We start from the raw sequence: 15,833 nt of genomic DNA on the forward strand, positions 1-15,833 counted from the left end.
CCCGTATCTTGTGTTCAATAAATTTTTAAACCACTAGGTCTTGTGTTTAAACCTCAAACACTGTGGCATAAAAATTGCCCAGTTCAAACGGTCCTAACATAAAAATAGATGACAAATGGAGCTATGCTAGCATGAGCGTAACGAATTCAACCCCTGGTCAAATTCAGGTGATTAAACGCACCGGTGACGTTGCACCTTTTGATGCAGAAAAAATCTCTGTGGCGATTGGTAAAGCGTTCTTGGCCGTTGAAGGCCAGCAAAGCGCTGACTCCAGCCGTATTCATGACCGTATCTCTCAATTAACTGAGATGGTATTGAATACCTTTAACCGTCGCTTACCTTCTGGCGGTACCATTCATATTGAAGAAATTCAGGATCAGGTTGAACTTGCGCTTATGCGTACAGGTGAGCAAAAAGTTGCTCGCTCTTACGTGATTTACCGCGAACAACGTGCCGAAGCTCGTAAACAAACTGGTGCTCACCACCACCCTACTTTACAAGTGACAGGTTCAAACGGTCAGCTTAAACCGCTTGATCTTGGCGCACTTGAGGCAAATATTGTTAAAGCAGCTGAAGGTTTAGAAGGCATCGATGTTCGAGCGATTATCGATGAGACTGTAAAAAACCTTTATAACGGCGTAAAAGAGTCAGACATCTCAACGACCATGATGATGGCTACTCGTACACGTATCGAACAAGAACCAAACTATACATATGTGACTGCGCGTTTATTGCGTAACGACCTTGTTGCTACAGGGTTAGAGTTCTTAGGTTTAGATACTGACACGAATGAAGGCGATGCTTTAGAAACTTTCTTGAAGAAAGGTATCGAGCTTGATCTTCTTTCTCCAGAATTACTTAACTTTGACTTGGCAAAATTGGCTGCTGCGATTCAACCAGAACGCTCAAACCAATTTACTTATTTAGGTCTACAAACCTTATTTGACCGTTACTTCATCCACTCAGATGGTGTACGTTTCGAATTACCACAATTATTCTTCATGCGTGTTTCAATGGGTCTTTCATTGAACGAAGCAAACCGTGAAGAACGTGCAATCGAATTCTATAACTTATTATCTAGCTTCGATTACATGGCGTCTACGCCTACTCTATTTAACTCGGGTACTTTACGTCCACAGTTATCTAGCTGTTACTTAACAACGATTTCAGATGACCTTTACAACATTTATGGTGCAATGCGTGATAACGCAATGTTGTCTAAATGGGCGGGTGGTTTAGGTAATGACTGGACGCCTGTTCGTGCGCTTAACTCGTACATCAAAGGTACGAATGGTAAGTCACAAGGTGTTGTACCGTTCCTTAAAGTTGCCAACGATACTGCTGTTGCAGTTAACCAAGGTGGTAAACGTAAAGGTGCAGTATGTGCATACCTTGAAACTTGGCACTTGGACATCGAAGAATTCCTAGAACTTCGTAAGAACACAGGTGATGACCGTCGTCGTACCCATGACATGAACACAGCGAACTGGGTTCCTGACTTGTTTATGCAACGTGTATTCGAAGATGCTGAATGGACTCTGTTCACACCATCTGAAACACCTGATTTGCATGACCTAACAGGTGCAGAATTTGCTGAACGCTATGCTTACTATGAAGGCATTGCGAAAGAAACCAACATGCTACATAAGAAAGTCCGTGCGAAAGACTTATGGCGCAAAATGTTATCTATGTTGTTTGAAACTGGTCACCCTTGGATCACATTCAAAGACGTATGTAACTTACGTTCACCACAACAACACGTTGGTGTAGTTCACTCTTCTAACTTGTGTACAGAAATTACGCTGAACACGAACGAAGATGAAATCGCAGTATGTAACTTAGGTTCAATCAACCTTGTACAACACGTTCAAGGTGGTGTGTTAGATCGTGAAAAGCTTGCTCGTACAGTTAAAACTGCTGTTCGAATGCTCGATAACGTAATTGACATCAACTACTACGCTGTTCCTCAAGCTCGTAACTCGAACTTGAAACACCGTCCAGTCGGTATGGGTATCATGGGCTTCCAAGATGCTTTATACGAAATGAAATTGGCTTATGGTTCTGATGCTGCGGTTGAGTTCGCTGACGAATCTATGGAAGTGATTTCTTACTACGCGATTCAAACATCTAGCGATTTGGCACTTGAACGTGGTACTTACGAGACATTTAAAGGTTCACTTTGGGATCAAGGTATCTTGCCAATTGACTCTTTAGATATCGTACAAAAAGCACGTCCTGACCGTATGTTCGAAGTTGACCGTACAACCCGTTTGGACTGGGATACTTTACGTACTAAAGTTCAAAAAGACGGTATGCGTAACTCAAACGTGATGGCGATTGCACCGACTGCAACCATTTCGAACATTTGTGGCGTATCACAGTCAATCGAACCAACTTTCCAAAACTTGTATGTGAAATCTAACCTTTCTGGTGAATTCACAGTGATCAACCCGTACCTAGTACGTGCGTTAAAAGATCGCGGTCTTTGGGATTCTGTAATGGTCAACGACCTGAAACACTTCGAAGGTTCGGTTCAAAAAATTGCACGTATTCCTGAAGAGCTTAAAGCAATCTTCGCGACTGCGTTCGAAGTTGAGCCACGTTGGATTGTTGATGCTGCATCACGTCGTCAAAAATGGATCGACCAAGCTCAGTCTCTTAACCTTTACATCTCTGGTGCAAACGGTAAGAAACTCGACATGACGTACAAAATGGCATGGTTACGTGGTCTAAAAACGACTTATTACCTACGTGCATTGGGTGCGACTTCTGCTGAGAAATCAACCATTAACACTGGCGCATTGAACGCAGTTAAGCCTGCTACTGTTGCAGCACCTGTAACAGCTGTTGCGAAAGAAGAACCTAAAGCTGAAGTTGCTGCTGAAGAAGAAGGTTTTAGTCAAGCAGCTCCAGTGCCAATGGCATGTTCAATTGACAACCCTGATTGTGAGGCTTGTCAGTAAGTTAACTGAATTAGGAATCAACCGGGATTTATCTCATCATTGCGATCTAGCAATGGTTGATTCTTATGAGTGGTTAGCATAAGAACTCACTCTTGCTACTTCGTATTGATTGATTCCGTTTAGGAGCGAACATGTCGAAGAAGTTGAAAGATTTTCGGAAGAAAGTGCGCGTAGTTATTGAAGAGTCTGAAAGAGTTATATACCGAGTACTTCTAGTTTGTTACTTAATGACAAGTGGAAGCGCTGGACACTCCTCAGATATTCAAGCTCAAGATATTGAAGAGACATTAGTGACTCAAGTTGCTAAATCTCACAAGGAAATATAATTCAACAAATTATATTTCTAATCCCCCTAAATCCCCCTTTTCCAAAGGGGGACTTCCGTGAAAACAAAATAATTCACGGAAATCCCCTCCTTTATTAAAGGAGGGGTTTGGGGAGGATTTAATATTTAACAATCAAGGACACCACCATGCCACATATGACGCATAACTATCAGTTAGGGTTAATTGCCTTGGTGGTTTCCTTTATTTTGACTTTTTATGTCCCGATCGCCTATTTCTGGTTCAAGGCATATAAATCGCGTAATCAAAATAAATAATATTTTTGTCCATTTATTTAAATTTAAAAAAACCTGCTAAGTGTCCAAAAACTGATAAAACAGACCATTTCATCACAGTCTACATTTAAAACAAGGCCTCTAATTCCGAGGTTTTTAATCGTATTTAAAATATATAACCAAATGATTTTTATTGTTTTTTTCAATTAATTATTAACAAATATTAATATTATTAAAATCAAAAAATTAGATGACAATTACTACCTCAATGGTTAATTAAACAACTATTTCATCTATCAAATTAGGCCAATAAAAACTACAATAGCTCCCAAATTTATTAAATAACTAAATCGCCTAACTTTACAAATGCTTGATTGTTTTTCACACACTCATTCATGCTTTGTAAATAAGTGAAGCGTATAATTTGTGAGAATTGATATGTCTATCCTAAGTTGGGACGATTTCGAAGATGATGAACCGAAACAAGCTGCACAAGCTCACCAGCCTGCGCCCGTCGAACCGCAAAAAACGACTGATTCGCAAGTGGTATCTAATGCACAGCACTCATCGCCGAATTTGGCAGCTGCACAACCCGCTCGAACCAGTACAAATCGACCAACAGATCCAACCGATCCGTTGGCAAGAGCATCTAACGCTCTAGAAAATCTAGACGTTGCACCTGGCTTAGAAGAGTTAGAAATGGGTGCTCAGCGTGTTCAAGTTGACGATAAAGCGATGATCAACTGCCGCGCTGACTTAAACCAACTTGTACCGTTCAAATACGAATGGGCTTGGCAAAAATATCTAGACGGTTGTGCAAACCACTGGATGCCGCAAGAAGTGAACATGAACCATGACATCGCACTTTGGAAGTCTGAAAATGGCTTGACCGAAGATGAGCGTACCATTGTTATGCGTTCTTTAGGTTTCTTCTCGACTGCGGATTCATTGGTTGCAAATAACTTGGTTCTTGCAATCTACCGTCACATCACAAACCCTGAATGCCGTCAGTACATCTTACGTCAATCATTTGAAGAAGCGATTCACACGCACGCTTACCAATACTGTATCGAATCTTTAGGTATGGACGAAGGCGAAGTCTTCAACATGTACCGTGAAATTCCTTCAGTGGCTCGTAAAGCAGCTTGGGGTCTGAAATATACACAATCTTTAAGTGATCCTACGTTCAAAACAGGTACACCTGAAAACGACCAAATCTTGCTTCGCAACTTGATCGCGTTCTACTGCGTCCTTGAAGGTATCTTCTTCTACTGTGGTTTCAGCCAAATCTTGTCTATGGGTCGTCGTAACAAGATGAATGGTGTTGCTGAGCAATTCCAATACATCTTACGTGATGAATCTATGCACTTGAACTTTGGTATCGACATGATCAACCAAATCAAGATCGAGAACCCTCACCTATGGACTGCTGAGTTCCAAGAAGAAATCATTCAAATGATTCTTGAAGGCACAATGCTTGAAATCGAATATGCACGTGACACGATGCCACGCGGTGTATTGGGTATGAATGCAGGCATGATGGAAGAATACTTGAAGTTCATCTGTAACCGTCGTTTGAGCCAATTGGGCTTGCCTGAACAATTTGCTGGTGTTAATAACCCATTCCAGTGGATGTCAGAAATGATGGACTTACGTAAAGAGAAGAACTTCTTTGAAACTCGCGTAACTGACTACCAAACTGGTGGTGCGTTAAGCTGGTAATAAATTTTTCAGCGAAATATCAAAAGCGGAACCAAGTGTTCCGCTTTTTTTATGAAGAATTTCATTCACCCAAGCAAATCTATGCATTTAATTTAATTCATATTCTGCTAATATAAAACGGTATAAAAATACATCAATTAATAAAAATCACATAAAAAAAGAGGACAGAATGAAAGGTCAGATATTAGATTATTCAGTACAAACCAATTCAGGCATCATCAGTGGAGATGATCAAAACCGTTATGAGTTTACAGGTGCAGAATGGCGTGGCCAGAACTCACCTAAACGTGGCGATCATGTAGATTTCGATATCAGTCCCGAAGGTCAAGCGGTTCAAGTATTCAATGCACTTGGCAGCAGTAATCCTATTCAACAAATTTCACAGCAGCTCGATAAAATTTCAAACCAAGACCAAGCTGAATCAAAATTCAACATGATTGATTGGTTTGTCAAATGTCTAAAAAATTATGCCAACTTTACTGGACGTGCACGCCGTAAAGAATATTGGTTTTTTGTTTTGGTCTATCTTATCGCAATGATTATTACTCTGATTGTCGATTCAGTGCTTAGAACCAGAGGAATATTCACAGGTATTTTCATCTTAGCAATGGTTATTCCGTCCCTTTCTGTTGCAGTACGTCGTTTACATGATATTAATAAATCTGGTTGGTATTGGTTAATACAAATGATTCCGCTCGTTGGACCAATTCTGGTTCTAATTTGGCTTGCAACAGAAACTAAACCTGAAGTAAACCAATGGGGACAACCTGCCAAATAAATAAAAAATCGTGGCTACTATTTATGTAGCCACCCTATCTACAGCACATTAACTCAGGAAAAATATGAAAGGACAAATACTAGATTTTTCGATTCAAACTAATACTGGGGTGATTAGTGCTGAAGATGGAAAACACTATCAATTTGCTGGTCATGAATGGCGCGGTCAAAGACCACCTACACGTGGAGAACAGGTTGATTTTGCTTTGGATGAAAGTGGGCAAGCGATTCAAGTCTATATTGCATTACACCAACAAAGTTTTTCCACGAATACGCGAGCAAACTACAGTGAAGAAGAGGAAAACTATGACTTTTTCGCGTGGTCATTCAAACCACTGAAAAAGTTTGCTGAATTTGAAGGACGTGCTCGACGTAAAGAGTTCTGGTTCTTTTGGCTATTTTGTATATTGGTCACTATACTTGCCTCTATTTGCGATTTCGTTATTGGCAGTGAACCTTGGCTAGAAAATATTACCAATATCGTTTTACTTATTCCTAGCTTAGCTGTTGGCGCACGTCGACTACATGACACGGGACGTTCAGGTTGGTGGCAACTTTTAATGCTCACAATCATTGGGATCATCCCACTGATTATATGGTGGGCTACAGACACCAAAGCCGAGAACAACCAATGGGGTCAACCCGCTAGAGATCTGCAACAATAAAATAAGGCGCACAATGCGCCTTATCTTTTAACAAAAAACTTTAGCCATATTTACGCGCAAAATCTTCATCTGAAGTGCATAGATAAATAATAAATTCAATAAAAGCAACAATGGATGGAATAAAGGTCCAACAGAATAGCAGATACACAATCCCCCATCCAATACGGCCCAAATAGAATTTATGTATACCAAATCCACCAAGGAAGAATGCTAAGAGTGCAGCAACAATACGACTCTTTTGACCGTATTGCGTGCCTAAAGCATTCGGCACAGCGACTAAGTAAATATCGGTTGCGTAACCCAATCCACTTGTCTCAAAATCAACAAATTGTCCACGAGCAGGAACAGTTTGTCCTTTCCAATCACTTCCAGAAAATTGATAACGATTCTGATCATCTCCACTGATGATGCCTGTATTATTTTGAACAGAAAAATCGAGTATTTGCCCTTTCATATAATCCTCTATGTTTTATCTTTATTTGATGATTCTTGGACGTTATTTTCATCAGCAATATAACGAATTATTGATGAATATCATATCATTAACTTATCTTGCCAAATAGCATTTTGTAAACATCAATCTCAATGCATATACCACTGCCATCGCAAATATTGCATAACCCGCAGGAGTAATAAACAACGGAATACACAAAACAATCACCACGGTTAAAGGATATAAAAGTTTTCTAAAGCCACTTTGATGATGCAATTCATGGAGTAAATATAAACTTGTCGTATAAATCACGAGGCTGATCGCCACAAAGTAGCTTTCTTTTTCAGAACTAATCAGTACCTCATGCGAAACCACATCGACTGCGGCAGCTAAACTAGCACCAATCGCCGCAATACTAATAAAGACAAAGAAATGTCCATAACCCCAAGTAAATGCCATTTTTCGGCTATTTAGACGCTCTGCAATACTGGTATCAAAATAAGACCACCACATGGTGAACATCATCATCAGGCCGCCCACCATCAGAAAAATCAGTTCAGTACTAAAACGCTGATTTGTTAATGCATCGGTTATGGCAATCGAGCATCCGACAATAGATTCGCCTAAAACGATAATGGTAAGCAGTGAATATCGCTCTGCAATATGATGCGCATGCCAAGGTGTACGGCTTGCAGCTTCTGCAAAAACTGGGATAGACAGTTCAGCAATTGCGAGCAAAATGAAAAGATAAACGGTGAAATGCAGCGGTGAAAAATGAAAGAACAGCCACCCCACTTGCACCAGTATGATGCCAAAAGCATAGCGTAATGCTGTTTTCCGACGGGACAGATCATGCTTTGCAACGCGAAACCACTGCTGTAACTAAGCCCAGACGCATAATGGCATAACCAATCACAATTACGTCAAAATCCTGCTTTTGAAAAGCGCTTGGAATACCTGCAGCAATGACCAAAGAACCAATGATCTGTACGAAAGTTAAGATTCGATAGAGCGCATCATCATTATCATACGCCGAAGCAAACCAACTAAAGTTCATCCACGCCCACCACAAGGCAAAAAACACCATGCCATACAGCGTTAAACCCTGAGCTAAATGATTTTCAACAATGGCATGATGCAGTTGCTGCCCTGCTGTTGCGATCGCCACGACAAAGATCAAGTCAAAAAGCAATTCTAAAGAGGTCGCGACACGATGATGCTCATGTGGATCACGTGGGTGCAAAGGTTTGAGCCACTGACTAGGGAATAAAAATGATTTGGACATAGCATTCAGCTTTATTGTTTTCTGTCTGAATTTTTTCAAAAGCCTGAAACAGTTACAAGATCGATTACATAAATCAGATGAGAAACAGTTTTCTAGAAAAAGGATAATGGCTTTAAAAACACACTTAAGATTTAGATATTTCAATTGTAGAAGTTAAAAATTCAAAGTGACAAAACTGCGAAAGACGTTTTAAGATAAAAACTCGATAGATCGATGTGTTTTTTATATCTCAGCTATATTTTTCTCTAAATTTTAATGACATACTGCTATCCACTAAAATAATAATGAAACCTAAAAGTGATGTTAAAAGAAAAATTAGCGTCTTTTCCTGACGCAGTTTGGGTACAGATTCATTATGATCAAATGCAAGTTTTAACGCGTGATCATCAAATTGTAGCTGAACAAAACTGCCCTCTGGCTTTTATAGAACGTGGAAGTTTTGTCCGAAACTATCATGTTGCAGAACAGTGCTTCAACCAACTCATACAACAGATCCACTTCAAGTGGTATGAGTTTGGACAGCCGGTTATTTTTATTCAGTTAAAAGAACGCTTAAGTGAAGAAGTCAGCGCACTCGAGCTACAAGCCATTCAAGAAATGGCTCTAAGCGCAAATGCACATTTTGTATTTGTTTACGACAAACATGGTATCGCACTCGAAGCAGAAACCATCAAAAATGATGAGTCTCCTTTGCTCAAATGGCTTTTCTGTGGGGTGATCTTGCTCATTTTGCTGATTATCTTTAAATAATCAGCATCATTCATTAGGTTCGGTGCAACTACGACACTTTCTGCTGCTGCAATTGCTCAATACTCGAAATCAAATCGTTAAAACCGTCAATTACTAGCGCTGGTGCAGCCATTTGAATTTCTTCTGCACTACCATAACCATAGCTCACAGCAATACTCTGCACTGCATTACGGCGTGCGCCTAAAATATCGTACTCACGGTCTCCCACCATCACACATTCCTTCGCATCCAACTGTTCTTGCTGCAAAATGTATTCAATTAAATCGCCTTTGTTGGTTCGCTCACCGTTCAGTTCACTGCCATAGATCACAGTAAAATATTTTGCCAAATCAAAATGTTCTAAAATTTGGCGGGCATAGACCGTCGGCTTTGCTGTAGCGACGTACAAGTGAAAGCCTTGCTGTTGTAAAGTTGCTAGAGTGTCGGCAACCGCAGGATACACTTTATTTTCAAATAAGCCCGTAACGGCAAAGCGCTCGCGATAACCAAGTAAAGCCTGATCTGCAAGTACATTATGCAAATCGACATTGAGGATTTTGGCCAAAGAGGCTTTCAAAGGTGGTCCAATGATCCAATCGATATTGGTCTCATCCGAAATGGGATGTCCAATTTTCGCCAGTCCATAGCGTGCTGAAGTGGTAATGCCAACTTTTGGATCTGTTAATGTTCCATCGAGATCGATCAATATATTCTTAATCACAGCTTTTACCTTATCCATTCACTTCTGCAAAAATACTATCGAGTGTTCGCTCAAAGTTGCCTATACTATCGCAAATTTTGTGTAATAAGGACATCATTGTGCGCCCTACTGTACTGTGCTTTTCAGGTCTTGACCCTTCAGGTGGTGCAGGACTGCAAGCGGACATTGAAGCCATTGGTCAAAGTGGCGCACATGCTGCCATTGCGTGTACAGCATTAACCGTTCAAAACTCACAACAAGTGTATTCATTTGAAGCAACCTCACGTGAGTTATTGCTGGCTCAAGCACATGCTGTCGTCGGTGACCTCCCTATTCGCTGTGTAAAATCAGGAATGTTAGGAACGACTGAAAATATCGCGGCTCTCGCTGAGTTTTTACGTGAACATCCCGAATATCATTATGTTCTCGACCCCGTTTTAGTTGCCAATAGTGGTGGCTCTTTGGGCGATCAAGCAACTTTGGTCAAAGCCTTTGCAGAACTAATTCCACTTGCCACTGTGCTTACACCCAATACCGTAGAATTACGTGCGCTCACAGGTGAAGAGGATATTTCTAAAGCAACTGCGCAACTTTTTGCGATGGGTGCTCAAGCGGTATTAGTAAAAGGTGGGCATGAAAATACGCCTGACTATATTCAAAACTCGTTATATGTTCAGGGTGAATTAGTCTCTGAAACCCGTTGTCCACGACTGGATGGGGAATATCATGGTTCGGGCTGTTCATTGGCGAGTTTTATTGCAGGGCGTTTAGCCTTAGGTGATGAGCTCAAAACGGCTGTTCATCATGCCGAAACATGGTTATTTGGTGTGTTGAAAATCGCTGAATCACCGGTTGTCGGTGGACAAAAAATACCAAAACGTTTTTAAAGTACTCGGTTATTTATTTAAACCCGATAGAATAAAACGCTGCATCATTTAAAGCCCTGAATATCAGGGCTTTTTCAAATTAAGAGTCGAGTTGAACGCGATATACTAAGGTTGGAATTTCCCATGCACCACCAGCAAATCCTTTGCACTGTGTGGTTTTTGCCATATAGGTTTGGATAAAACGCTGACCATTCCAAGACCACTCCCCCGTACTATGACAGTCACCAATGCCTCGCCCACGTTGATTGGAAAAAATTTGCCCTTCGCTAAAACCACTTCCAGAAAAGGTCACGGATTGTTTGATTTGCTTTAAGTTGCGATCCATCAACCAATAACCATTACCACTATTATATGCCCCACGCCAACATGGCACTTCGACCAAGGCATTTTTCCCATTGATTGGAAACACCACGACCCGATCATCCTCTAAAAAATTTGCATCAAAGAGTTGAGGACAATCTTCCACTGTCGTTTTCTTCTTTATCAATCCAAATAATTGTTTGGCGGTGGGCGCATTGACGGCATACCGTGTTTGTAAGCCTTTACTGTAATTTTGAATATTCACTTTCGGAATACTTTTCGGTTTGAGTACATTGGCCGAACTACTATTGGCTTTACGTAATAATGCTGAATTTGTCCCTATTCGCTTTTGAAAATCATCCATACGGAGCAAAACCGCACTAGCACCTTGTACGGACAATAACCATGTTTTGTTGTTGCCTTTCCACACAATCGGTTGATTGGCTTGTAAGGCTTGAATCAGTTTTTGAGTTTGAGCTGCACTTAACTGACCTTCCGCAGTCTTGGCATCAAGCTGCACAGTTCCCTGATTTTTACCTAAAATATAAAGTTGAAGTGGTTGATTTGCCGCATTGAAGGTTTCAGGATCGAGTTTTACTCGTGCGCTGACTTGCGCTTGAGCGCCCGCGGCACGTTGTAATAACACAGAAATAGCGGGCTGATTGCCCTCCGCTTGATAACCTGCAACGCGACAAGTCCCCGTATTATCACAAGCGATTTCCCAATCCTTATGTGAAAAATAGTTTCCTTGAATTTGAGCAAAGCTCATACTACAACCCAATGCAGCAACGTAGCCCAATAGAAGTTGCCAGATGACATTATTTTTGTTCATGTCTTTGGCTCAAAATAATTATATTAGAACTATCTTAAAATGCTTTTCACTGAAACTCCAGCCTAAAAAGATCTGCTGCATCATTTGAAATTATGAAGACGAATCATTTAGTTGCTGTATCTCCTCACATTTTTTTCGCTTCACATTTTCATCACTGAGCGTATTCATCAAATCTGCCGCAAGGCCTTTTAACAGACTCATATCATCATCGGTCATTTGATTCGGCTGCCGATCTAAAACACAGAAACTTCCCAACGCCACCCCATTACGGTCTCTAAGTGCAACGCCTGCATAAAAGCGAATGCGGTTATGCATCAATTCAGGTAAATGCGCAAAGCGTGGGTCACGTTGTAGGTCTTCAATTATCAATCGTTCATTTTGATACACCAAATGGCTACAGATCGAGTCTTGCTTCGACTGGCGCACCTGCATCGGTTGCTCGGTAGCCTCAGCCAAAGGGCTACCTGGGGTATAAACCCAATCTTGCTTGACCCAAGAAATTTGCGCATATTTCACATCGAAGGCTTGTCGAGCTTCTTCAATATATTGTTCATAGATCGGTAAATTCCGCTCATCCAAAACATTCAGTTCTTCTAATGCTTTTAAGCGCTGCGCTTCAACGCTAGGATCAGGCTCATCCAACCAAGATTCACCATGCTTCAATTGAAAAGCTTCAATGGTTAATAACAAGTCATTCATATTATTGACCACTGCATCGACGGTGAAATTTTCTTTGATCGCATCTAATTGGGATATCTCATCACAGCTCCACAGTGCAAAAATCAGTTTTATATCTGGAAACTGTGCCTTAAAAACATGGCTTAAAAGGCGAATTTGAGCTTCTGGTACTGTATGGAAAATCGAAATACATACGATCTGAATATCCTCTTGGATATCATCCATACTTTGATGCTGATTTTGAATCAATACGTCGCTAAATGCCTGAGCCGGAATACCGCTTAAACTTAGCCCATGCGCCAACATAGCCGATACTTGAACATCAATTTCCCAACGTGCGCCGATACATAACACCGCTGCTTTCTGATCCTGCTGTGCCACTGGATATGCCCGTTGAAAACTATGATTAAACAGTTTTAAGCCTTGATGTAAGCGTAGTCGATGCTCTGCACTGGCCTCGGTGTTGTGTCCGCTCGAAAAAATCCGTATGGCTGGAATCGCCACTTTGGCATAAAACGCATTGACCCGACGTGCCTTGATTTCATCCGTGGCATCTTTCGGTAACTTTTCAGCAATAAAAGTCTGTGCTACATCCATGGCATCTTGCACATCATCAGCGACCAATCGCTGATAAAAGCGCTCATGCGGCTCCAATGCAGGTGTACTACCGATCAGGGTTTTAATAAAACCTAAGGATGGTACATAGCTTGAAAGCACCAATAAACACGCGGTTAAAGGCGTCGATAAAATTAAACCAATTGGCCCCCACACCGCCGTCCAAAACATGGCTGCGATGATAATGGCTAAAGTTGAAAGTCCAGTACTTTCCCCATACAACCAAGGCTCAATAATATTATTACTGACCAACTCTAAGAGCAGGATTAAGCCGACTGTCCACAGCACCATATTCCATGTGGGATCTACCGCAAAAGCCAGTGCAATGGGGAAAATCGCAGAAATCATCGGGCCGACATAGGGAACAAAGCGCATCACAATCGCCACCATTCCCCACATAATTGCTGCCGGCACCCCAATAAACCAAAGTCCCAAAGCCATCGGAATACCGTAGGTCACATTCACCATCAGCTGCATACGTAAATATTTACCGATACGATTGGCCGCTTCATCTAGTGCGTCAGTTCCAATATTTAAATTACCGCCCAGCAGCTTAAGGAAACGATCATGCAAATCTTTCCGATTGACCAAAATCAGAATCACAAACAAAAAAACAATACCCGCAGTTGCCAAGGGATTGAGCACCCGCTCGCTCCAAGCCATGACCGCTTCAGCCGTGGTTTGTTGTTGCCCCACCACTTTCACTTGTTGCACTTTAGGATTTTTCTCTTCTGGCACCACATCATCTATCGAATTTTCAACGGTATCTATGGTGGTTTTTGCGCCATCCCAAACACTCGGGCCGCGTGCAAATTGACGAATAGAATCCATTTTCTTTTGAATCGTGCCCTGATATTGCGGTAATTCTTGGCTTAATTGCCCCAGTTGATAACCCAAATAAGAGGCCGCGCCGGATAAAATCGCCAAAGCCAAACCGACCACAATAAATATAGATGGCATCTGCGGAAGTCCCCAACCGCGTAGTTTCATCACCAAAGGATCAACTAAAAAAGCCAATAAAATTGCGAGTGCCAATGGAATAAAAATATCTTTGCCAAGATATAAGGCGGCAATCAGCAAACTGCCGATGATAAACCCTGCTGTGATTCGAATCACTTTATGTAAATCTGCAGGGGGCATTTGCTTCGATGCGTTCAGGTCTTGCAAGCCTTGCTTTTGACCTGATGGTGATGATTCAAATTCTTGCGCTAATTTATTATTTTTATGATCCATTTTCTTATCCTGAACGATGGTCATTATTTTTTAATTTAGGCTGAAGTTTTAGGGCTGCATACGCATTTCATGTAATGATTTGCAAAGAAAAAAACAGAGCTTTATAGCTCTGTTTTCATACTGCGTTTCGAGAGGAATTAAAAGGTAATCACTTTACTTTGATGAGTCACAATATCCACGGGAACAGAAATATGTTGATGAACGATCTTCCATTGAGACTGCGTTTTTTTCATCCCAATGGTATTACGACACCACGAGATCCCCGGCGTCGGTATCCCGCTCTGATCATCAATTTTGGAATAACAGTGCAGAAAGGCAATATCAGGATCTGCATGGATGACCAATTCCCGCCTAAATACCTTTAAGCCTTCACGAAAATACTCCCGATAAAATTCCCACATTTTTTGATATGCCATTAAGCCACGCATTTCACAACTGGCATCAAAAAAGTACACATCTGCTGCGCAGGATTCAGCAATATTTTCAATTTTCAATTGGCAGATGACCTCATCCCAATTGGCTAAAAATTGCAGAATTTCGTCAGCGGCCTGTTGGTCACCAACTATTTTGATTTTATCTTGCATCTCTGGCACCTATTTATTTTATTTTTTATGAAGCATTGTTCTGGGCGGCGTTTGGAAGTTGAATTTTAACGATCTTCCAGCTCCAACCGCGGCGTTGCATACTAAATACGGTATATTTTTCTTCGCTTAGGCCTTGGAGCGGCACATACAGATCAAATCGATTCCAAGCGCTATAGCTGGCTTTGGGTTCAAGTGGCTGGCTTTGCTTTAAAGCAACAGCGGTTGCAGTTTCGTCATTTTTGGATAGTGTTGACGCATAAGGTTGTTCTGCGACCTTATTTTCAGCATGCGTGAATAGTTCAATCCCTGGGCTAATCATGCTCGGATTGGTCAGTTTGGTTATTTCTGGTAGTTGGATCGACTCTTTTAATGCTTTGCCTTGTAAAAGCAGCATGATACTGGTTGGATTGACCAGACTATCGACTAGCGTTGCACTGAGGACTGTGCTGAGCTGCCCACCCCAAGACTGGGCAAATTCGGGTAAATGCTGTAGCCCAGTTTTCTGTTGAATGAGGTCTTCAACTTGTGGTTTTAGACTCGATTTGACTGCCGCAAAATCGATATATTGAGCAATTTTTTCAGGTTGATTGTGCTCATAGGCTTGACGTATTTGATACAACACCCAATACGGAGACGCAATCATCCAACCCATGACGATGATCAAAATCGTAATGAGCCCATAATACAAAATATGATTCTGCTTATTCATCGTTCACCACTCTAGCCAGTGAAGTTGTGGTACTTCCTTGTACCGTCAAATAAGCCTGATCTGATTGAATAGCGTCCAACCCAACAGCACTTATCTGAGAACCATATTGCTTTTGACCTAGTGATTTTGATGAGCCATCAGGGTTTATTCCCTTTCAACTAT

At 41.3% G+C, this 15,833-nt stretch carries 14 protein-coding genes and 1 pseudogene; 8 read left to right on the forward strand and 7 right to left on the reverse strand.

Features of this window, described 5'->3' with window-relative positions; translation table 11 throughout:
* The first annotated feature begins 131 nt into the window (after positions 1-131).
* From FTU36_RS05655 to FTU36_RS05675, 6 genes are all read left to right on the forward strand, one after another.
* Positions 132-2,963: a ribonucleoside-diphosphate reductase subunit alpha gene (locus FTU36_RS05655; protein ID WP_180117029.1), complete on the forward strand. Its 2,832-nt coding sequence runs from the start codon at positions 132-134 to the stop codon at positions 2,961-2,963.
* 131 nt (positions 2,964-3,094) lie between these two features.
* On the forward strand, positions 3,095-3,289 hold the full coding sequence (locus FTU36_RS05660; RefSeq protein ID WP_180004740.1) for a hypothetical protein: 195 nt from the start codon (positions 3,095-3,097) through the stop codon (positions 3,287-3,289).
* A 146-nt stretch (positions 3,290-3,435) separates the two neighbouring features.
* Complete coding sequence (locus FTU36_RS16700; protein ID WP_257220656.1) at positions 3,436-3,564, forward strand: hypothetical protein; 129 nt, start codon at positions 3,436-3,438, stop codon at positions 3,562-3,564.
* A 396-nt stretch (positions 3,565-3,960) separates the two neighbouring features.
* Complete coding sequence (locus FTU36_RS05665; protein WP_078191110.1) at positions 3,961-5,244, forward strand: ribonucleotide-diphosphate reductase subunit beta; 1,284 nt, start codon at positions 3,961-3,963, stop codon at positions 5,242-5,244.
* Between the two features lie 169 nt (positions 5,245-5,413).
* A complete protein-coding gene (locus tag FTU36_RS05670; protein WP_078192309.1) occupies positions 5,414-6,022 on the forward strand; it encodes a DUF805 domain-containing protein in 609 nt (202 codons plus the stop codon).
* Positions 6,023-6,086: 64 nt separating this feature from the next.
* Positions 6,087-6,686, forward strand: coding sequence for a DUF805 domain-containing protein (locus FTU36_RS05675; protein ID WP_168378560.1), 600 nt, complete (start codon positions 6,087-6,089; stop codon positions 6,684-6,686).
* 40 nt (positions 6,687-6,726) lie between these two features.
* Here the strand turns inward: FTU36_RS05675 and FTU36_RS16705 are convergent, their stop codons facing one another.
* Entirely contained in the window at positions 6,727-7,140 is a 414-nt protein-coding gene (locus tag FTU36_RS16705) for a TM2 domain-containing protein (protein ID WP_257220987.1), read from the reverse strand.
* A 93-nt stretch (positions 7,141-7,233) separates the two neighbouring features.
* Positions 7,234-8,404, reverse strand: a pseudogene (locus FTU36_RS05685) (low temperature requirement protein A).
* 300 nt (positions 8,405-8,704) lie between these two features.
* On the opposite strand from FTU36_RS05685, the gene FTU36_RS05690 reads away from it, so the two are divergent.
* Positions 8,705-9,154: a hypothetical protein gene (locus FTU36_RS05690; protein ID WP_180113807.1), complete on the forward strand. Its 450-nt coding sequence runs from the start codon at positions 8,705-8,707 to the stop codon at positions 9,152-9,154.
* 28 nt (positions 9,155-9,182) lie between these two features.
* Here FTU36_RS05690 and FTU36_RS05695 read toward each other — a convergent pair whose 3' ends face one another.
* Entirely contained in the window at positions 9,183-9,854 is a 672-nt protein-coding gene (locus tag FTU36_RS05695) for an HAD-IA family hydrolase (protein ID WP_180117086.1), read from the reverse strand.
* Between the two features lie 98 nt (positions 9,855-9,952).
* Between FTU36_RS05695 and FTU36_RS05700 the strand changes: the two genes are divergently transcribed.
* Positions 9,953-10,720, forward strand: coding sequence for a hydroxymethylpyrimidine/phosphomethylpyrimidine kinase (locus FTU36_RS05700; protein ID WP_078191115.1), 768 nt, complete (start codon positions 9,953-9,955; stop codon positions 10,718-10,720).
* A gap of 79 nt (positions 10,721-10,799) precedes the next feature.
* Here the strand turns inward: FTU36_RS05700 and FTU36_RS05705 are convergent, their stop codons facing one another.
* The 4 genes from FTU36_RS05705 to FTU36_RS05720 all read right to left on the reverse strand — a co-directional run bounded on the left by FTU36_RS05705 (position 10,800) and on the right by FTU36_RS05720 (position 15,671).
* Positions 10,800-11,852 carry a DUF1176 domain-containing protein gene (locus FTU36_RS05705; protein ID WP_180117031.1) on the reverse strand — a complete coding sequence of 351 codons (1,053 nt, stop codon included), beginning with the start codon at positions 11,850-11,852 and terminating at the stop codon, positions 10,800-10,802.
* Between the two features lie 90 nt (positions 11,853-11,942).
* Positions 11,943-14,378, reverse strand: coding sequence for an AI-2E family transporter (locus tag FTU36_RS05710; protein ID WP_257220771.1), 2,436 nt, complete (start codon positions 14,376-14,378; stop codon positions 11,943-11,945).
* Positions 14,379-14,515: 137 nt separating this feature from the next.
* Positions 14,516-14,962, reverse strand: a complete 447-nt coding sequence (locus tag FTU36_RS05715) for a nuclear transport factor 2 family protein (protein WP_218946117.1) — start codon at positions 14,960-14,962, stop codon at positions 14,516-14,518.
* A gap of 25 nt (positions 14,963-14,987) precedes the next feature.
* Complete coding sequence (locus FTU36_RS05720; protein WP_180004734.1) at positions 14,988-15,671, reverse strand: DUF2939 domain-containing protein; 684 nt, start codon at positions 15,669-15,671, stop codon at positions 14,988-14,990.
* Between the last annotated feature and the right edge of the window lie 162 nt (positions 15,672-15,833).

This window comes from Acinetobacter sp. YH12096 (assembly GCF_013419215.1).
Lineage (GTDB): Bacteria > Pseudomonadota > Gammaproteobacteria > Pseudomonadales > Moraxellaceae > Acinetobacter > Acinetobacter amyesii.